This window comes from Clostridium sp. OS1-26 (assembly GCF_030915445.1).
GTDB lineage: Bacteria > Bacillota > Clostridia > Clostridiales > Clostridiaceae > Clostridium_AM.
The window spans coordinates 2660415-2681074 of sequence record NZ_CP133264.1; the positions used below are offsets into that span (position 1 = coordinate 2660415).

At 30.2% G+C, this 20660-nt stretch carries 19 protein-coding genes; 17 read left to right on the forward strand and 2 right to left on the reverse strand.

Annotation, left to right across the window (positions count from 1 at the left end):
* Positions 1 to 2: 2 nt before the first annotated feature.
* From RCG18_RS12950 to RCG18_RS13025, 16 genes are all read left to right on the forward strand, one after another.
* Complete coding sequence (locus tag RCG18_RS12950) at positions 3 to 353, forward strand: FtsX-like permease family protein (protein ID WP_308041680.1); 351 nt, start codon at positions 3 to 5, stop codon at positions 351 to 353.
* Between the two features lie 174 nt (positions 354 to 527).
* A complete protein-coding gene (locus RCG18_RS12955) occupies positions 528 to 1751 on the forward strand; it encodes a DUF438 domain-containing protein (RefSeq protein ID WP_308041681.1) in 1224 nt (407 codons plus the stop codon).
* Positions 1752 to 2264: 513 nt separating this feature from the next.
* Positions 2265 to 2915, forward strand: a complete 651-nt coding sequence (locus tag RCG18_RS12960; protein ID WP_308041682.1) for a hypothetical protein — start codon at positions 2265 to 2267, stop codon at positions 2913 to 2915.
* Positions 2916 to 3012: 97 nt separating this feature from the next.
* Positions 3013 to 3780: a VanW family protein gene (locus RCG18_RS12965; protein ID WP_308041683.1), complete on the forward strand. Its 768-nt coding sequence runs from the start codon at positions 3013 to 3015 to the stop codon at positions 3778 to 3780.
* Between the two features lie 163 nt (positions 3781 to 3943).
* Positions 3944 to 6028 (forward strand): sigma 54-interacting transcriptional regulator, encoded by a 2085-nt coding sequence (locus RCG18_RS12970; protein WP_308041684.1) that lies wholly within the window; start codon positions 3944 to 3946, stop codon positions 6026 to 6028.
* 281 nt (positions 6029 to 6309) lie between these two features.
* Positions 6310 to 7308 (forward strand): dihydroxyacetone kinase subunit DhaK, encoded by a 999-nt coding sequence (gene dhaK, locus RCG18_RS12975; RefSeq protein WP_308041685.1) that lies wholly within the window; start codon positions 6310 to 6312, stop codon positions 7306 to 7308.
* 50 nt (positions 7309 to 7358) lie between these two features.
* Positions 7359 to 7994 (forward strand): dihydroxyacetone kinase subunit DhaL, encoded by a 636-nt coding sequence (dhaL, locus tag RCG18_RS12980; protein WP_308041686.1) that lies wholly within the window; start codon positions 7359 to 7361, stop codon positions 7992 to 7994.
* Positions 7995 to 8024: 30 nt separating this feature from the next.
* Positions 8025 to 8414: a dihydroxyacetone kinase phosphoryl donor subunit DhaM gene (gene dhaM / locus RCG18_RS12985; RefSeq protein ID WP_308041687.1), complete on the forward strand. Its 390-nt coding sequence runs from the start codon at positions 8025 to 8027 to the stop codon at positions 8412 to 8414.
* A gap of 457 nt (positions 8415 to 8871) precedes the next feature.
* Positions 8872 to 9771 (forward strand): phosphatidylglycerol lysyltransferase domain-containing protein, encoded by a 900-nt coding sequence (locus RCG18_RS12990; protein WP_308042023.1) that lies wholly within the window; start codon positions 8872 to 8874, stop codon positions 9769 to 9771.
* 147 nt (positions 9772 to 9918) lie between these two features.
* Positions 9919 to 10353, forward strand: a complete 435-nt coding sequence (locus RCG18_RS12995; RefSeq protein ID WP_308041688.1) for a MarR family transcriptional regulator — start codon at positions 9919 to 9921, stop codon at positions 10351 to 10353.
* A gap of 104 nt (positions 10354 to 10457) precedes the next feature.
* Positions 10458 to 10745, forward strand: a complete 288-nt coding sequence (locus tag RCG18_RS13000; RefSeq protein ID WP_308041689.1) for a putative quinol monooxygenase — start codon at positions 10458 to 10460, stop codon at positions 10743 to 10745.
* Between the two features lie 402 nt (positions 10746 to 11147).
* A complete protein-coding gene (locus tag RCG18_RS13005; protein ID WP_308041690.1) occupies positions 11148 to 11750 on the forward strand; it encodes a response regulator in 603 nt (200 codons plus the stop codon).
* Between the two features lie 65 nt (positions 11751 to 11815).
* Entirely contained in the window at positions 11816 to 12187 is a 372-nt protein-coding gene (locus RCG18_RS13010; protein WP_374119139.1) for an HD-GYP domain-containing protein, read from the forward strand.
* 55 nt (positions 12188 to 12242) lie between these two features.
* On the forward strand, positions 12243 to 14075 hold the full coding sequence (locus tag RCG18_RS13015; protein WP_308041691.1) for a PAS domain S-box protein: 1833 nt from the start codon (positions 12243 to 12245) through the stop codon (positions 14073 to 14075).
* Between the two features lie 75 nt (positions 14076 to 14150).
* Positions 14151 to 15272 carry an ABC transporter substrate-binding protein gene (locus RCG18_RS13020; protein WP_308041692.1) on the forward strand — a complete coding sequence of 374 codons (1122 nt, stop codon included), beginning with the start codon at positions 14151 to 14153 and terminating at the stop codon, positions 15270 to 15272.
* Positions 15269 to 17611, forward strand: coding sequence for an EAL domain-containing protein (locus RCG18_RS13025; RefSeq protein ID WP_308041693.1), 2343 nt, complete (start codon positions 15269 to 15271; stop codon positions 17609 to 17611). Before RCG18_RS13020 ends, RCG18_RS13025 begins: the two co-directional genes overlap by 4 nt.
* Before the next feature lie 107 nt (positions 17612 to 17718).
* On the opposite strand, the gene RCG18_RS13030 is transcribed toward RCG18_RS13025, so the two are convergent.
* On the reverse strand, positions 17719 to 18075 hold the full coding sequence (locus RCG18_RS13030) for a RidA family protein (protein WP_308041694.1): 357 nt from the start codon (positions 18073 to 18075) through the stop codon (positions 17719 to 17721).
* Between the two features lie 194 nt (positions 18076 to 18269).
* Between RCG18_RS13030 and RCG18_RS13035 the strand changes: the two genes are divergently transcribed.
* Complete coding sequence (locus RCG18_RS13035; RefSeq protein ID WP_308041695.1) at positions 18270 to 18680, forward strand: hypothetical protein; 411 nt, start codon at positions 18270 to 18272, stop codon at positions 18678 to 18680.
* Positions 18681 to 18814: 134 nt separating this feature from the next.
* Here the strand turns inward: RCG18_RS13035 and RCG18_RS13040 are convergent, their stop codons facing one another.
* A complete protein-coding gene (locus RCG18_RS13040; protein ID WP_308041696.1) occupies positions 18815 to 20536 on the reverse strand; it encodes a methyl-accepting chemotaxis protein in 1722 nt (573 codons plus the stop codon).
* Positions 20537 to 20660 lie beyond the last annotated feature (124 nt).

Here is a 20660-nt window from a genome sequence, read left to right on the forward strand (position 1 = left end):
CAATGATGTTTCTAGGATTAATCTTTTTAATATCATCAGGAGTAGTGCTTTACTATAAAGTATTAACTGATATAGAAGAGGAGCGTAAAAGAATTGAAAGTATAAGTAAAATTGGAATGACAAATAAGGAAATACAAAATACTTTATTAGGTGAGTTAAGAACTATATTCTTTGTTCCTATAATACTAGGGGGAGGATTAGGATTATATTATCTTTCTGTTATGTTTAGTAACTCATCCTTAATGTATCTTTTAGTAAAGAAATCAATTATATTAGTATTAATTTATGTTGTATTACAAGTAATGTTTTATTTTATCTGTAGACGAAGATATATAAATGAGGTGCTTAAATAACTTTATGCAAATATTATTATACTCTAGTAGTTTAATTAAAACTCTAATTAAACCATCGATGCACGAAAATAGCATTTTAGAAAAGAAGAACAGAGAATATTTAGTTAAGTATAAGCAGATAATAACTGTATATGCTTAATACAAGCGTTGGAATTAGAGGAGGATAGTAGTGATATGAGCGACATAATTAATAACAGGGAGTATAGACAGAAAGTGTTAAAGGAATTAATTAATGAGCTTCACAATGGTAAGAATGCTGAGGAAGTTCAGGAAAGGTTTCATGATCTGGTTCATAATATATCCACAAAAGAGATATCAGAGATGGAAGCTGCTTTAATTAAAGAAGGAATGCCCGTTGAGGAGATTCAAAGATTATGTGATGTCCATGCTGCTGTATTTAAAGGATCGATAGAAGAAATACACCATCCTGATAAGTCACCTGGACATCCTATTCATACATTTAAGCTAGAAAACGAGGCTGTTAGGGAATATATTTATGAAAATATAAAAAAGAATTTAGAAGACTTTAAAGAAAATGATAATAATGATAATAGATATAAACTCATTGAAAACTTTAATATGTTGTGGGATTTAGATAAGCACTACAGCAGAAAAGAAAATTTGTTATTTCCCTATTTAGAAAAGTACGGAGTTACTGCGCCACCAAAGGTTATGTGGGGAGTAGATGATGAGATAAGGGCAAGCATAAAAGAAGTAAAATCTATGCTTCAAAATGATTCAAACAATAAGGAAAACATTATCTCTAAAATAGATGAAGTTACAAATAAAATACAGGAAATGTTCTTTAAAGAGGAGAATATTCTTTTCCCTCTTAGCCTTGATAGTTTAACTGAAGACGAGTGGTATGAAATTGAATCAGATAGCGATAGTATAGGTTACTGCCTAACTGGTCCAGCAGATAAATGGAAACCTGTCAGAGCTGATGTGGAAGCTAGAGAACAGGAAAAAAAGCTTGCGGGTGAAGATTCAGAGGGATATATAAAATTTGATACTGGAATATTAAAGGCTAAAGAAATAAGCGCAATTTTTGATCACCTACCTGTAGATATAACTTTTGTTGATAAGGATGGCGTTGTCAAATATTTTTCTAATAGCAAAGAAAGAATATTCATTAGAACCAAGGCTGTAATCGGACGAAAGGTTCAAAACTGTCATCCACCAGCTAGCGTGCATGTAGTTGAACAAGTAGCTGAAGACCTTAGAACTGGTAAGAAGGAACACGAAGACTTTTGGATTAAGATGGGAGATTTATATATACTCATAAGATACTTTGCTGTAAGAGATGATAACGGTGAATTTCTTGGAATACTTGAAGTTAGCCAAAATATTAAACCAATACAAGAAATTACAGGAGAAAAGAGATTAATATCTGATTAGTGATATATTTATAAATGATAGAATTCAAAAGAAAATCTCTAAAAATATAAAACAATATATAGTACAATTGTGTCTTAATTATAAAAATAAGCCGGTTAGGATGATAATCATCTTACCGGCTTTTGATATTGTATAATCTTGCCTTTCTATTAAGATGAATAGGTTATAATTTCATATATGCGCATATGCTTTGATTACAGTTATATAATAATCTATTCTGTAAGATAAGAGTCAATAAAAATTTCAAAATATATTTAAGGACTACATTGATATTTCTATGTTAAAATTATAATTAATTAGCATTATGTGGATAAAGGAAAAGTTAAGAAAGTATACATTTTTTCTGTTTTGAAAAAGCGCTATATGCTATCGAAAACAATCACAGGCAGTGATAAAAATGTTGAATTTTTTAATGGCAATATAAGCAGCTTGGTTAAAAAATTAGATTAATATTAATTCATAATATTTTGGAGTTTTTTATTAGGTTAACTTAACAATTGAAGGAGTGATAAGGTGAATAATGTTTTACGCAAAAATGGAAGAAGTATTATATATTTATTATTTATAACTATATTTATGTTATTTTTACCCTCTTGCAGCAAAGAGTATAAGGATGGAGAGAAAGAGCATAAGGATGGAACAATTGTTAGAGCTAATCTTACAGATAAAGAACAGCAATTGATAAGAGGGTTTGGTGCAGCTGAACAATTTGTTTTTGACGTAAACCTTCAGAATAAAGATATAAATTGGGTTGAATGTTGGGTTGATTATTACGAAAATGGAAAATTTAAAAATAAAATTTTAGGATCTGGTACACAAATAAATTTTAAGAATGAACCATTAGGTACGCTTATATTTTCTATACAAAGTGGTTTGACAAAAAGAGAAGAAGAAAAATGGATACTTTCTTATAGTTCAAAAGGAGGATCAGGAACAGGAAGTATGGTTATAACAAAACCTAAAATATATACAAGCTCTTCCTTTTCAGCAAGGGAAAAAGGTGAGATTGTTATTGGGGAACCAGTAAATTTAGCTTTTATTGTTGAAGGAGATAATGTTTCAAGTACTCCTATAGATATATTTAATAGAAGCAGTATTTCTGCTGAGGAATTGGCGAAATATGATAGTGTTTATATTTTTAGGTGTAAGTTTATTCATAAATAATTTTTCATGGAGGTTTGTTGAAGTTACTTTAAAAGTAGCTTCTTTTTTGTGTATTATATTCAAAACATAAGCAAATATTATCTCTAGAGGTGATAAAATGCGGAAAAATAAATTGATTTTGTTATTTTCAATTTTAATTTTAATTATATGTTTTTCTATAGGATGCAAAACAAATAAATCAGCTCCAAAGAGCAGTACTAACACTCCAAATAGTAATAGTGAGCAGGTGAAAAAAGGCAGCGAATCACAAGAAAAGAAACAAGCACCACCTTCAAAAGCTGAATTGATTCCAGAGCCTAAAGCTAGCATAGAATCCAAATCTGCTCCAGAACCTAAGCCTGCTCCGGAACCTAAACCTACTCCAGAGCCTAAGTCTGCTCCAAGGCCAGAACAGCCTAGAATACAAGATAGCGAAAATAAGGTATTAACTACTTTTAGTACAACAATTTTAGATAGTGATGAAAATAGAGTTAATAATATAAGACTTGCATCTCAAAAAATAAATGGATTCGTACTTAATCCAGGGGAAACTTTTTCCTTTAATAGAGTTGTTGGAAAGAGAGAATATAGTAAAGGGTATAAAAAAGCCAAAATTTTGATAAATGGAGAAGCAAATGAAGATGTTGGAGGAGGAATATGTCAGCTAAGCAGTACTGTATATAACGCTGCAGTAAAATCTGGTATGAAAATTATAGAAAGGCATACTCACAGTGGTGAGGTTGGATATATCCCAAGAGGACAGGATGCTGCAGTAAGTTATGGATATAAAGACTTAAAATTCAAAAATGTTAATAGCTATCCTGTAAAGTTTATAGTAAGTATAAAAAACGGTAAGGTATATGTTTCTACAATTAAGGCTATGTAGATATAATTAAATAAATCATACAGAGGTCAAAAGAGAGAAATATACTGTAAAGGCATCTCTCTCTTTTCCTATGAGGATTGAATTTAAATATTTGGATAGTGTAAGGTGTAACATGTATAATATTAACATAAAAACTGTTAAAGGAACGAGGTAAGAGTTCATTATGTTTGCAAAACAATCTGTAATAATTAAACATGAAAAAGGATTGCATGCCAGGGTTATTGCAATGGTAGTTCACAAAGCTAGTGAAATACAAAAAAAATATAATGTAGAACTATTTATTACATATAAAGATAGAAACAAAATACCTGCTACAAGTGTTATGCCTTTAGTGCTTTTAAAAGTAAAAAGAAATGAAGAAGTAATTGTTGAGGCTTATGGTGAAAGGGTGGAAGCAGCAGTTAATGAATTATGTAATTTTCTTCAAGGTGACTTTGATATTTCTGATAAAAATGAAATAAATCAAATAGATAACATAATAAATACTAACACTATAACCTGGGAACAGGTTTTTGAGAGCATGGCTAATGGAATAGTGGTTAGTGATGAGAATGATGTAATAACTGTTCTTAATCCAGCAGCAGAAAATATCTTAGGAATAAACGCTTTAGAGGCAATTGGCAAAAAGGTTTACCATGTGATACCTAACTCTAGGTTGCATATTGTAAATAAAACTAAAAAAGCAGAGCTTATGTGTAAGCAATTAATAGGAGATTCATTAATATTAACTAATAGAACACCTATTTTAATTGATGGACAATCTAAAGGGGCGGTAGCAAGTTTTGAAGATATTTCTAATTTTGAAAAAATAACAGGAGAACTTAAGGAAGTAAAGGAGTTAAAAGAAAGACTACAGCTTATATTGGAATCTGTTCAAGATGGTATATGTGTAATAAGTAATGAAGGAGTAATAACTTATGTAAATCCAGCTTACTTAAAAATTCTAAATGAAGAGGAAAAAGATTTAATAAATAAGAATGTAAAAGATATATCCCCTATGGGGGCTAGAAAAAAAGTATTAGATACAGGTAGGTTTATAACAGGAGCAATAAGTTATAAGAAAAATGGAGTCACTATTGTATCAAATATCAGTCCAATAATCATTGATGGCGAAATGAGCGGTGCAGTTTCTGTTGTAAAGAATATAACTGAAGTTCAAGGTCTTTATGAGAAACTAAGCAAAGTATCTGCAAAGGCAGAATATTTAGAAGAACAGCTTTTAAGAACGAGGAAGCCTCATAGAGCTTTTGAAAAATTTAAAGGTAAAAGCGGTAAGGTGCTAGATGCTTTAGCAGTAGCTACTAAAGCAGCTCAAAGTAATTCTACAGTTTTAATAAGAGGGGAAAGCGGTACTGGTAAAGAATTAATTGCTGAGGGTATTCATTTTTCAAGCAAAAGGACTTCAGGGCCGTTTATAAGAATAAATTGTGCTGCAATTCCAGCTAATTTGTTGGAAAGTGAGTTGTTTGGACATGAAAAAGGGGCTTTTACTGGAGCTATAAAAAGAAAGTTAGGTAAATTTGAATTAGCACAAAATGGCACCATTTTTTTAGATGAAATAGGAGAATTGGACAAAAGTGTTCAAGCAAAAATTTTAAGAGTAATACAAAGTAGGGAGCTGCAAAGGTTAGGCGGAGAGGAAACTATAAAAGTCAATGTGAGAATTATAGCTGCTACTCACAGAGATTTAGAGCAAATGGTTAAAGGTGGAGACTTTAGAGAAGATCTATACTATAGGTTAAATGTAATACCGATAATTATTTCACCTCTCAGAGAAAGAAAAGAAGATATAGCTTTATTGGTGGAACACTTCATTGAAAAGTTGAAAGGTGAAGAGAATATAAAAGGTATAAGTAAGGATGCTATGGATGTACTTGTTAGCTATAAGTGGCCGGGAAATGTTAGAGAGTTAGAGAATCTGATAGAAAGAATTGTTGCTCTCACTGATAATGAGTACATAGAGGTAGAGGATTTGCCATCATACATAAAGGAAGAAGATGCGCCTAAAGATGAAAAAGAAAAAACAGTGGAAGTAGAATGCTTAAATACTAACACCATATTAAATAGCATAAAGGAGAATGAAGAAATACTACCTTTAGCGGAGTATGAAAAGATCGTCATAGAAAAAGCGCTAAAAAAATATGGCAGCTATAATGCTGCAGGGAAAGCTTTAGGTATTACACATAAAACTGTAGCGGCAAAGGCAAAATTGTATGGAATTGAAAAAGTTGTGCTTTGGTTAAAATGAACATGTTGGTAATAAGTATCAATAATTAACTAAAGTATCAGTTAAGACATCTGAAAGAAAATAACAAGTCAAAGATGTGACGGATATTTTGTGTCAGACAAGGAGGCAGGTTCCGCAGACGCAGTATGACGCAAAATAGACCAGCATACTGACTAGTTATTTTCTTGAAGATGTCTAGTATAGGTATTTTAAAACGTTTTCTTTTGGCATAGATTTTGCTAATTCAAATAAGTACAAAGTAATAGATAATAAAATAAATTAAAATTTTGGAGGAATATATTATGAAAAAATTGATAAACGATCCTAATTTAGTAGTAGAGGATATGATAAAAGGAATGATAGCGGCTCACCCAGAATATTTAAAAAAGAGTGATGCTGGAAACATATTAATAAGAAAAGATTCGCCGGTGAAAGGTAAAGTTGCCTTAGTAAGTGGAGGAGGAAGTGGGCATGAGCCAGCACATGCAGGGTATGTAGGAAAAGGAATGTTAGACGCTGCAGTAGCAGGTTCTGTATTTACATCTCCAACTCCAGACCAAGTTTATGAGGCAGTTAAAGCTGTTGATGGTGGAGAGGGAGTACTTTTAATAGTAAAGAATTATAGCGGAGACATAATGAATTTTGATATGGCAAAAGATATGGCTGATATGGATGGAATAAAGGTAGAAAGCGTAGTAGTAAATGATGATGTAGCTGTTGAAAATAGCACATATACAGCTGGAAGACGTGGAATTGCAGGAACAGTTTTTGTACACAAAATAGCTGGAGCAAAAGCAGAACAGGGTGCAAGTTTAACAGAGGTAAAGAGAGTTGCTGAAAAGGTAGTAGAGAATGTACGTAGTATGGGAATGGCATTAAGCTCATGTATAGTTCCAGCAGCAGGAAAGGCAAACTTTATATTATCAGAAAATGAAGTAGAGATAGGTATGGGAATACATGGTGAACCAGGAACTCATAGAGAAACTATAAAAACATCAGACGAAATAACAGAGCATTTAGTTACTAAAATATTAGAGGATATGCCAGTGGAAAAAGGGACTGAAGTTGCAGTTATGATTAATGGATTATCAGGAACTCCATTGATGGAGCTCTATATAGTTAATAAAAAAGTAAGTGAAATGTTAAGTGAAAGAGAAATTAAAATTCATAAAACTTTTGTAGGAGAATTTATGACTTCATTAGAAATGGCAGGCTGTTCAGTAACTATATTGAAATTAGATGATGAGTTAAAAACATTAATAAATGAGAAAGCAGATACTCCTGCATTAAAGGTATATTAATTATTAAAGAAATACTAGTATATCTATGAAAATTTAAGGAGAGATATGATATGAGCATAAATGGAGTGCAGTTAATACAAATATTAAATAAAATTAGCGAAGTTATGGATGAAAATAAAGCATATTTAACAGAGTTGGATGCCGCTATTGGTGATGGTGATCACGGACTAAACATGAGCAAGGGCTTTACAGCTGTAAAGGAAAAGCTAAAGGATGATAATGGAAGTAATATAGGAGATACTCTAAAGAAAACTGGCATGGCATTAGTATCTAATGTAGGTGGAGCATCAGGTCCTTTATATGGAACAGCCTTTATGAAAGCTGCAACTCCAGTAATTGGCAAAGAAAGAGTTGATATAAATGATTTTATAAAGATGCTAGAAGAAGCATTAGCAGGAATTAAGATGAGGGGAAAAGGTGAGCTAAGAGACAAGACTATGATAGATGCTATAGAGCCAGCATTGGAAGCGTTGAAGAGTTCCGTAGTTTCTGGATTGAGTCCAATAGAAGCTTTAGAAAAAGCTAAAAGTGCTGCTTTTGAGGGTGTTGAAAATACTAAAAAAATCATTGCAAAGAAAGGAAGAGCAAGTTATTTAGGAGAAAGAAGTATAGGACATCAAGATGCAGGAGCTACTTCAAGTTATCTAATATTAAATACAGTTTATGAAGAAGTCAGCAAAATGTAAATACATTATAAAAGAATTGAGGTATGGAATATGGTAGGAATAGTAATTGTATCACATAGCAGTAAGATTGCAGAAGGAATAAAAGAATTAGTAAGCCAAATGGCGATAGGGGGTAAAATAGCTACTGCTGGAGGAACTACTGACGGAAGATTAGGCACGGATGTAGACAAGATTCTTGATGCTATAAATGAAGTTTATTCTGAGGATGGAGTGCTTATACTTTTTGATTTAGGTAGTGCATATATGAATGCAGAAATGGCTATAGAATGTCTAGATGAATATATGAAGAATAAGGTGGAAATAGTTGATACAGCATTAATAGAAGGAGCATTAACCGCCTCTGTTGAAGCTAGTATAGGAAAGAATAGAGAGGAAATAAAAGAATCCTTAAAGCCAATGTGTATTGGGAAAATGCCTTAAATCTTAAAGAGAAATTCAAAAGAGAGAAATATACTATAAAGATATTTCTCTCTTTTTTCTGTTATGGTTGCTTTAAAAAGTATCTATATTCAATAGAACTTGCTAGCCTTATATCTATTATCGGTAAATATGATAACTTTAGGCATCTGAAAGAAAATAGACTAGTATACTGACTAGTTATTTTTTTGAAGATGTCTTAACCTAAGTTAGAGAAGAAGTTTCTTTAAGCATATGAAATTGGGAAAAATATATTGACAATAGGGAAAATAAGGGTTATCATTAATTCGTACTCGGACGAACTAAATTTGATATATATATAAATAATAGTTTAAAATCAAAACACTATATAAAAGTAATTAATAATGGGTAAGGTCTTAAAAGAAATATAAGAAAAAATAATATATTATATAATGGTTATTGGGTATAAAAGTGTGAAAATAAATTGAGAAAGGTTGATATAATGGATTTTAAAAAGCTTGCATTAGAAGATAAACAGTTATTTTATAAATATTTAAATCCGTATAAATTCTTAAGTTGTGAATACTCATTTACTACTTTATATATTTGGAAAGATGCCTGTGATATTCAGTATGCAATATATAAGGATTCACTGATTATAAAGAAAAAAGATTTTGAAGGAAATTATTACTTCATGCAACCTTTAGGGTATAAAGAAGAAGATTTAAAGGAATTATTAAAATATTTATTACAATACCAAAGAGAAAATAATATGAAGTATATATTTAAAGATTTAGAAGAAGATTTTGCGGAAAAAATAAAAAGTATTTATAAAGAAGAACAAGATATTTGTATTAAAGAGGATAGAGATAACTTTGATTATTTATATGAAGCTGATAAACTAATAAAACTTTCAGGGAAGAAACTTCATGGTAAAAAAAATCATTATAATTCTTTTGTTAAGGAATATGATTATGAAGTAAAAGAAATTACTAATAATAAGATTATTGATGATGTAATAAATGCTGCAGAAAAATGGTTTAGAGAAAATAATAATAATGATAAGATGCTTTATTACGAAACTGCAGCTATAAAAGAAATTGTTCAAAATATGAATTTATTCAATTTAAAAGGAATAGCTGTCTATGTAGATAACCAGGTAGTAGCCTTCAGTTTAGGAGAAAAACTTAATGATAAGTTGGCAGTTATTCATATAGAAAAAGGTGATATGAATTATAAAGGGGTTTATAGTTTTATTAATAAAACCTTTATAGATATGTGCTTTAGTGATGTAAAAATAATAAATAGAGAGCAGGACTTAGGTATAGAGGGACTTAGAAAAGCCAAACTTTCTTATTATCCTTTTAAGTTAGAGAAGAAGTTTATCCTTAGCTACTAATGAATGTTTTTGAGTAACTCATTCATAGAAAGAATTTTATAGTTATAGACAAAAGAAAAAGAATTTCTAAAACTATAATGAGAAAATTGACATAGAATTTTATAAGTGATAATATTAATTTGTTTATTAAGGAATAGGAGTTAAAAAATGAAACATAAATGTATTATTGGAAAAATAGATAAAATGTGTTCAATATCTGATAGATACATGTCTAAAAGAATAAAGGAAGAAGATTTGCCTATATTAAGAAATCATATCTCCTTATTCTATATACTTCCTGAGGATGGAACATCATTGTTGTTTAATGAAATAGCAAATGCATGGGAGATTTCAAAATCATCCTTATCAGATATTGTTGCTAAATATGAAAACCAAGGCTTGATAAAAAAGTGCTGCTGTTTTGAAGATAAGAGAAGTGTATACATCAGTTTAACTCCGAAAGCCATATATATAAAAGAAAAGCTAGATGAAATTGAAAATGAATTTTTAGATTTATTACTAAAAAATTTTGATAAAAATGAACGTAATATATTTGAGGATAATATTAATAAGGCTTTACATAATATTGAAAAATTACTTTAATGGTATTTTTAAATAGTAAAAGTTCATTAGCGAACGAAGGAAAATATTTTGCAAAACTAATACATATTACAAAATATTTTAATTAAAAGAGGGGGATTTGTAAAATGATAAAAGTTGTAGCAAAAAAGCTTGTTAATGAAGGCAAGGTAGAGGAAGTCATAAAATTATATGAGGAACTAGTAAGAGAAACAAGAAAAGAAGAAGGATGCATAAAGTATGAGCTATATCAAGATGAAAAAGATCCTAGAGTACTAGCTGTAATTGAAGAGTGGGAAAGTAAAGACGTATTAGAGAGACATATGAACTCAGAGCATTTTACTAGAATAGTTCCAATGATAGGTGAACTAGCTGAAAAGAAAAAGGATATGAATATATACAATAAGTTAATTTAATAGTATTAAACGGTAGTTAGAATTTAACTGCCGTTTATTTTTTTATTCTTCAAATAATTAAGTTTATATCAAAATCTGTTTTTAGGTATCTATCAAGTGATTCTTAGGTTCAGATGGAGTTTGCTTATAAGGATGACTTTCTCCATCTGAACCGTAGAAGAACTTATCCAGGCGCGTAGCAGTGCTTATCCCCCACTTTGATAGAAGATGGGGGTGTTAGCAATGGTAGCGATCGGATAAATTCTGTTAATAAGTAATTTTATAACCTGTGGTAAATTTAATCCAATGTTGTTTATAGTTATAGGATATTCCAATTATTTCGATGTGAAGGAATAATACGGTAATAGTCATTGTAATAATATAGGCAAAGTAATAAAATAAAACTAAAAAGAGGTGATCGAAATGGATGAAGATATAAAAAAATCAGTTATTATGATAGTTGATGATGTTTCTGAAAACTTAATGCTGCTTGCAAATATAATGAAGAACCAAGGTTACAAGATAAAAGCATTGCCTAACGGAAAAATGGCAGTAGAAGCAGCTTTAAATAATCCTCCGGATCTTATTTTACTTGATGTTATGATGCCAGATATAGATGGTTACGAAGTCTGTAAAATTCTAAAAAAAGATAAAAGATTTGAAAGCATACCTGTAATATTTGTAAGCGCTTTATCAGATTCCTTTGATAAAGTTAAAGCTTTTGAAGTAGGTGGTGTTGATTATGTGTCCAAGCCTTTTGATTCAAGAGAAATTGGAGCTAGAGTAAAAGCTCATTTAACTATAAGATATTTGCAAAAGAAGATAGAAAGATACAATTCTGAATTGGAAAGAGTTGTATCAGAACAGGTAAAGGAAATTTCCAAAGGGCATTTATCAATAATTGCAGCTATGACAAAGCTTGCAGAAGCAAGAGATGATGATACTGGAAGACACATTGAAAGAACTCAAAATTTTTGTAAAATAATTGCAGAAGAACTGCAAAAAAAGATGAATTTAAAAATATAATTGACGATAACTTTATTATTAATATCTTTAACTCCTCTCCACTACATGATATAGGGAAAATAGCAATACCTGATAGAATTCTCTTAAAGCCTGGTAAGTTAACTCCAGAAGAATTTGAAATAATGAAAACTCATGCAGAAATTGGAAGAGATTACTTAAAGGATGCTTATAATAAATTAACTAAAAACAGTTTTTTAAAAATGGGAACTGAGATTGCTGGTGGACATCACGAAAAATGGGATGGTAGTGGATATCCGATGGGGATTGGTGGAACTGATATACCATTAAGCGCAAGGATTATGGCGGTAGCAGATGTATATGATGCTTTACGTTCTAAGAGAGTTTACAAGAACTCTTTTTCACATGAAAAAAGTGTGAAAATTATATTAGAAGGTAGAGGTAAACATTTTGATCCCATTATTATAGAGGCCTTTTGAATGTGGAAAAAGAGTTTAATAAAATAAGAGGAAATATGGGAGATATATAATAAAAATGAGTGAGAGTATAAGGGACGAAGCAAAAGAAAGAGGATTATTTAAAAAAGAAAAATCATATAAAAGCAATATTATATTTGAAGATGAGAAAAAAAGAGAAAAGGTAGTTAAAGAAAGTGAAAAGTTTTATAAAAGTATATTTGAACTATCAGGAGTAGGTATTGCAGAGGTATCACCGGATGGAATATTTTTAATGATTAATAAGCCTTTTTGCAAAATCACCGGATACAGTGAAGAAGAGTTAAAAGAAAAATCTTTTAAGGATATTACTTATCCAGAAGATATAGATGCAGATTTAAATTATATAAATGATCTTCTTACAGGTAAAATCAATGGCTACAACATAGAGAAAAGATATATACGTAAGGATGGTTCTATTATATGGGTTAACATAACTGTTTCTTTAGTTCGTGATAATGATAAAAATCCTAAATATTTTGTAAGTGTCGTCAATGATATAACTGGCAATAAGAAAAATGAATTAGAGTTAAAAAAGCAAGCTCAAGCAGTATTTTATTGTCCTGTAAGTATAGTAGTTACAGATAAGAATGGAATTATTGAGTATGTAAATCCTGCCTTTGAAATAATATCTGGTTATAAAAAAGAAGAAGCTTTAGGTAAAAATCCAAAGATTCAAAGTTCTGGTGAAGGAACTAGAGAGTTCTATAAAAACCTATGGGGTACCATTTTGAAAGGTGAAATATGGAAAGGAACTTTTAAAAATAAGAAAAAAAATGGAGAAATATATTGGGAAGAATCTTCAATCTCACCGATTATCAATTCACAGGGAAAAATAACGCACTTTGTAGCTGTTAAAGAAGATATAACTAAAAGAAAACTCATAGAAGAAGAGCTAATAAAGTCTAAAATAGAAGCAGAAAGTGCTAATAGAGCAAAAAGTGCTTTTCTTGCAAATATGAGTCACGAAATAAGAACACCTTTAAATGCTATTCTTGGTTTTTCAGGATTATTATTAAGTGACAACAATTTATCAGGGGAGCAAAAGAGAAAGGTTGAAACTATAAATCGTACTGGTGAGCATTTATTAAAAATGATAAATGAGATACTTGAAATCTCAAAGATAGAAGCGGGTAAAGCTTCTATAAATCTAAGTGAATTTAATATGTATATGTTAATAAAAGATTTGAGAAATATATTCTATTTGAAAGCTAAGGACAAGAACATCTATTTGAATTTTTTTATTGATGATGATGTTCCAGAGCTCATAATTACTGATGAACTAAAGCTTCGACAAGTATTGATTAATTTAATTGGAAATGCCATAAAATTTACAGACAAAGGCAGCGTATCTGTAGTAATAAATAGTAAGAATGAACAGAACAATAGCTTATTATACGTAGCGGTGAAAGACACTGGCATAGGTATAGCAATGGAAAATCAGGATAAAATTTTTGATGATTTTACTCAAGTATATGACACAAAATACTCTAAAGGTGGCACTGGTTTAGGGCTAACTATAACAAAAGAATTTGTTGAACTTTTAGAGGGAAGCATTACTTTAAAAAGTACATATGGAAAAGGTTCAGAGTTTAGCTTTTTTATACCAGTTACTATTGCAAGTAACTGTAAAGAGAAAAGTTATATAAAGCTTGGACAAAATGAAAATAATGATATTCCATCTAATGAAAAAGAAGCATGCTCTTTAGATAAAGAAACTAAGTTAAGATTAAAAGAAGCAATATTAGATGGAGATGTTGATGACATAAATGAACTAATAAGCAATATAAATGAAGTTAACATCAAAGAAATTGAAAACCTAAAGAAATTGGCAGCGGAGTTTAAATATGAAAAGATTCTTGAGCTATTGTAATTTGTGCAGTGCAGTGAGTAATTACATTTTACAGGTTTCGTATATATATGTTATGTAGAAAGGAGGGCTGTGATTATGACTAAACGAATTTGTTTAGCTATAATAAGTATCATAATTCTAGTTTCTAGTTTAACCGGTTGCAGCAATAAGTCTATTAAAATAGGATATGCAGGTGGACTTACAGGCAGAAACTCGGAACTAGGCGTAAATGGAATGTATGGTGCGACTCTTGCTGTTGAAGAAATCAATGAAAGTGGTGGAATTAATGGCAGAAAGTTAGAGTTAGTATCAAAGGACGATAAGAATGATAAGAATACAGCGCTTCAAGTTGATAAAGATTTAGTAAAAGAAGGCTGCACAGCAATTATTGGACATATGACAAGCTCCATGTCAGAATTAACAGTTCCTTATATTAATGAAAGTAAAATACTAATGATTAGCCCTACTATAGCAGTAGATGGGCTTTCTAACAAAGATGATTATTTTATTAGAATGATTCCAGAAAATAAGCAACAGGCGGACTCTATTGCAAAAACAATGATTAATAAAAATATTTCTAAGGTTGCAATATTATATGAAGAAGATAATAGAGCATTTACAGAGAGCTGGAAGAATGATTTTGAAGCTATGTATGAAAAGTTAAATGGTCGAGTTTCCTATGCTGCACAGTTCAGCATTAATAAACAAGATCAATTTTCTTATTTTATAAGAGAGATAGTTTCTTCAGGGGCACAGGGGATTTTAATTTTAGGGTCTGCAGATGAGGTTGCTCTTTGGTGTCAGAAGATAAAAAAAGAAGATGTAAAATTGCAGATATTTATTCCAACATGGGCTATGACAAATGATTTGCTAGAGCAAGGAGGCCAAACAGTAGAAGGAGCTTATGGCGTAAATTTTGTTGACTATAACTCTAATTCTGAAGATTACTTAAGATTTAAGAAAAGATATGTAGACAAGTTTGGAAGTCAACCTACATTTTCATCAATATTTTCTTATGAAGCTATAAAAGTACTAGCAGATGCAATAAAAAACTCTCCTAATTTAAAATCGGATACATTAAAATCTGGAATTATTAAAAAATCAAGATATAAAGGCATTCAGGGAGAAATTTATATTAATGCTTATGGAGATGCAGAACGGACAAACTACATTTATCATATTATAAATGGCAAATTTACTAAGGTGGTAGAAAAATGAAAATTAAGAAAAGGAAACGATTGTGGCTCTCAATAGTTGAAGGCAATCTTATAGCTATTGTGTTTCCTATTATGCTTTTGGGATATTTTATTAGCTTAAATATAATAAATTATTTTTACAATGATACTGTAGAGAAAAATTCTATTATAGTAAATACTTTTACAAGCTATATGGATAAGACTTTAGATGAACCACTTGAGATACTTAAGAATATAGAGTTAATGTTAAAAGATAATGGTGGAAATTATAAAAATATTACTTTAGAAAAGATAGATGCTAGTCATTATTTTTTTCAAAGAATTGAAATTATAAATAATAAAGGCAAAGTAGTATATGCTACTCCATTAACGACAAACACTATAGGGGAGGATAGATTTGGACAAGATTTTTTTAAATATGTGAATAAAAATAATAAAGTATATTGGTCCCAACCGAGCATTTCCATAGTTACAAATCAGCCAACTATTACATTAGCCTTATCAAGTGAAGATAAGATAATTGTTGGTTACTTAAACTTGAATAGAATAAGAGAACTATCAGGTGATTTTATCAAGGATTTTGGCAATAAAGTAACAGTTGCAATAACAGATGAACATGGTATTTTTATTTCAAACAAAAATCCTAATTTGGCTAATGAAAGAAAGTTGGAGCCAAATTTTGATGAAATTAAGGATATGATTGCAAAACATATTAATCATGCTACTTTAAATTATAATGGCAATAAGATCTTTGTAAATATCTCCAGAATAAAGTTAACTGGATGGTATGTTATAGTGTATGAACCTTCAAATGAGGTGTATCTAGTAGTTAAAAATTTAATTTTATTATTGATTGTTTTGCTAATAGTGTGCCTAGTTATTTCTACAATTCTTACTTTTGTAAGGGCAAATGAAATTGTTTATGCTATTAAAGAGTTGAATGATCAAACAAAGAGAATTGCATCAGGAGAATACTATGATAATATTGGAAAGCAAAGCTATAGTGAATTTGATGAATTAATTGATAACTTTAATCTTATGTCCAAAGAGATTAAAGAAAGAGATAGTAAGTTAAAGAAAATAGCATACACAGATAATTTAACGGGACTTCCCAATAGAGCATTTATGTTTAAAGAACTTAAAAGACTAGTGAAGGAAAATCCAAATAGTTATCTAGGCATTATATACTTTGATATGGATAACTTTAAAAGAATAAATGATACTTATGGACATCTATTAGGTGATGAACTGTTATATCAATTTAGTAAAAGGCTTGAAAAAAATATTTCATGCGATAACATTTTTATACGTTTAGGTGGAGATGAATTTATTTTAGTTGTTCCTGACAACAGAAGTAAGGAAAAAATAAATTTATGCATAAAAAAAATTATGGAAAGTGTTGTTGAGCCTTTTGAATGTATGGGTAAACTTATTAATATTACAGTAAGTATAGGTATTGGGATTTATCCGGAAAATGGAATTAGAATTTCTGAACTAATACAGTGTGCTGATACGGCAATGTATGCAGCTAAGGAAGATGGTAAAAACACATATAGATTTTTTGATTCAAAAATGAAGAATAAACTTCAAAAAGAAGTGAACATAGAGCAAGCACTAAGAAAAGCATTATTAAATAATGAATTTATGCTTTTGTTCCAGCCGCAGGTTAATATGAGCAAACAAATAAGAGGTTTTGAAGCATTAGTAAGGTGGAATAGCAAGGATATTGGTAAGGTAAGTCCTTTGGATTTTATATTTATTGCCGAGGAAAATGGAATGATTATCGAAATAGGAAAGTGGATTTTAAAAACATCTTGTGAATTTATTAAGATAGTAAATGAAAAGCACAAATGTGATTTTATTGTCTCAGTAAACATTTCTCCAATTGAATTAAAAGATTCAAATTTTTTTAATACAGTAACTAATATAATAAACTCCACTAAAATTAAGCCGGAGTGGTTAGAAATTGAAATAACTGAAAATGTTATGATTGATTCATTAGAAGAAGTACTTATTAAGCTAAAACAAATTAAAGAATTAAAAATCAAAATTTCTCTTGATGATTTTGGTACTGGATTTTCTTCATTATCATATTTAGGTAAGTTACCAGCTGACACACTTAAAATTGATAAAGGATTTATTAAGGATATAAGTAGTAACATACACAATCAAAAAATGGTAGAATCGATTATTGCAATGTCTCATAAACTTGGTATTAATGTTGTTGCAGAAGGTATTGAAGAGGAAGCTCAGTTTCAGATTCTAAAGAAAATGGATTGTGATAATATACAAGGATATTATATAAAGAAGCCAAGTTCTTTTAAGGATATATTAGATTTTATTAATGAGAAGAATATCTAGAAGTGATTTCAAGAGATTAGGTGTAAGCTAAAATCCTAATTTATCTATATATGGAGCATACATATATTTGATTTACACAAATATATGTATGCTCTTTGATTTATTGCTTAATCAACAGCTGCAACAATCAATATTTCCACTAATTCTTCAGGATTAGTAGCGGCTCCTTGGATGCAGGCTCTAGCTGGAGCACATCCTTCTGGAACCCAGTTATCCCAAACTTCATTCATTTCATTAAACGTGCTAATATCCTTAAGGTAGATTGTGGCAGAGAGGATTTTGCTCTTGTCACTGCCCACACTTGCTAAAAGCTCGTCGATTTTCTCTAAAGTTGTTCTCGTTTGTTCAGCAACGTCTGGAACAAGCTCCTTTGCAACTTGTCCGCAAAAATAAACGACTCCGTTATGAATAACCGCTCTGCTCCATCTTTTATTTGTTTCATATCTTTTTATAGCCATAATCATTTCCTCCTAGGTTTTAAAAATATCTAAATCTTGCTAGATACTTATTATAACACAATTCCATGTCCTTTAGAAACAAGCAGGATGATATATAAACAGAAAAATAGATTTAAAAAGATTATGTGTAAGCTAAAATTCTAATTATTAAATCAATAATTAGATATGCTTTGGGGGATATTAACAATGAGGTGGTGGCGATGTTCAAAAGATTAATTATTAGTCTAATTATCATAGTATCCCTTTCAACAAATGTTCATGCTGAAGTACATAAAAATATTGAAATCTTCAATATAAATCAGGGTAAGGTGGAGAGAATTGTTCAACCAAATTCTAAGATTCAGGAAACAGTTGTAAGCTATCTTCAAGGAATAGATGGATTGTACAGTAAATTTAATCCAATTCCAGATAGAGGATATGCAGTTAGAATTCCTTTGAATCCTTCTGTAAAAATAGAAGGCAGATGGTTAAATGCTCTTGTAGATGAGGTTATTATTATGTTTCCAGAAAATGAACAATCATTTTTAATGGTTTTTGAAGATGGCGTCAGATTGCTGTGCTTTGAATTTAAAGGTGATAGAAATATCTTATTGAAGGAACTTGCACTTTAACAGTACATATATAGATAAACAACTTCAGTAATTGACTTAATCATAGGTATTCATAGGGGCACATTTGACAGTACAAAAGAGGTACCCCTATAAATACCGATAACAAGTCAAGCACCTAAGTTGGATATCTATACTTACGTTTTAAACTTATTTATCAACTCTTCTAAAGAAGTTGAGATATTCTTTAGATTAATAACTGCGTCAGATATTTGTTCTATAGAAGAGGCTTCTTCTTGAACAGAAGCAGAGATTTCCTCCGTTGCAGAAGCAGATTGTTCTGCTATTGCAGATATTTCACTAATGGCAACTACAACTTTATTTTTGTTTTCATCGATATTGAAGATATTTTGTATTAGTAAACTAATTTGAGATATTATATCTTCAATGGCAGTATCAATTGATTCAAAAGCTTTTTCTGTTTCTTTAGATGCATTTGTGGTTTTAGATATTACCTGGCTTGTCTCAATCATTTGATTTTCTACTATAGCAACTTCACTTCTAACTTCATTAACGATTTCTTCAATTTCTTTAGTTGAAAGTGCAGTTTCATTAGCAAGCTTTCTTATTTCATCTGAAACTACTGCAAAACCTCTCCCTTGTTCACCAGCTCTAGCGGCTTCTATTGCAGCATTTAAAGATAAAAGATTTATTTGACTAGTAATTGATTTAATTGTATCTGTTATTTTGCCTATAGATTCTGATTTACTAGATAATAATTTAATTTGGTGTGCTATTTTTTCACTCACCATAATGTTATCATTTACAACTTCTTTTAATCTATGCACACATTCTAAGCCTTCTTTATTAGCGCTAGATGTTATATTGATACAATTTTTCATTATATCTGTACTAGTTGCTACTTTGTCAATTTCCTCTGATAACTTATTTAGTTTCTCTGAACCATTTTGAACATTATTAGCCAGTTCAGTAGAGCCTTGGGCAATTTCGTTGGTAGCCTTTGCTACACCCTCTAATACTTGAGCAGTGTCACTAATTATAGTGGATATGCTTTCAGCATTTTCAACTGTTTCTTTTGAGCTTTGCTTAATGTTGTTTATCAAAGCTCTTAATTCCGATCTCATTTTCGTTAATATCCCTAGCATTAATGAGATATCATCTTGACTCTTATAATTCTTAAATTTTTCATAAGCCTCTTGATCATAAATTAAATCATATCCTCCTGTTTTATTTAACAGATTGTTGGCTATTTTTAAACGTTTAGCTATTCCAGTACCTATTACATAAGAAACTATAACACTTAAAAGAATTATTATTGTAAGTGTTGATATAAGAATTAATTTAGCTCTATTATATACTACTTCGTTTAAACTATATGCTTGTTGAGCTCTATCTTGGTTAAATTTAATAAGATCCATTTCTGCTCTGCTAAGCTTATTGTATTCAACTAATCCATTTCCAACAGTTAATGTTTCTGCCTCTTTGGTATATCCGGCATTACTTAGTTCAAGGATTTTATTGTGTATATTAAGATATGCCTCCCATTCATTTTTAACCTCATTGTATAACCTAATATCTTCATCTAATACAGCAGTTTTTTTATACTCTTCTAATTTATTATTAATTATACTTTTATAATTTTCCATGCTTTTTTCCACATCTGCTTTATTATTAATGCCGCTGGTTAGTATATGCTTGTACTCTCTACCTCTTAAATCTGCAGCTGCTGAAGTTATTGCATATGCTGTATCCAGTCCCTTAAACCATACTACATTAATTTCATTAGATTTGTCTTTTACTGATTTAATTGCAAATATAGAATATACACCTAAGGTAAGAGTTAAAATAATAATTATCCCAAAGGATAAAAAGAGTTTACCTTTGACTGATACTTTCAATTTTACTACCTCCGTTTTGTTATCTTGTGTATATAGCTGTGTTTATGCAGTATATAATATGCACTTAATTTATCTATTGTTACAAAATATAAAAAGAGTCACTTTAGAGTGTGACCCATGATTA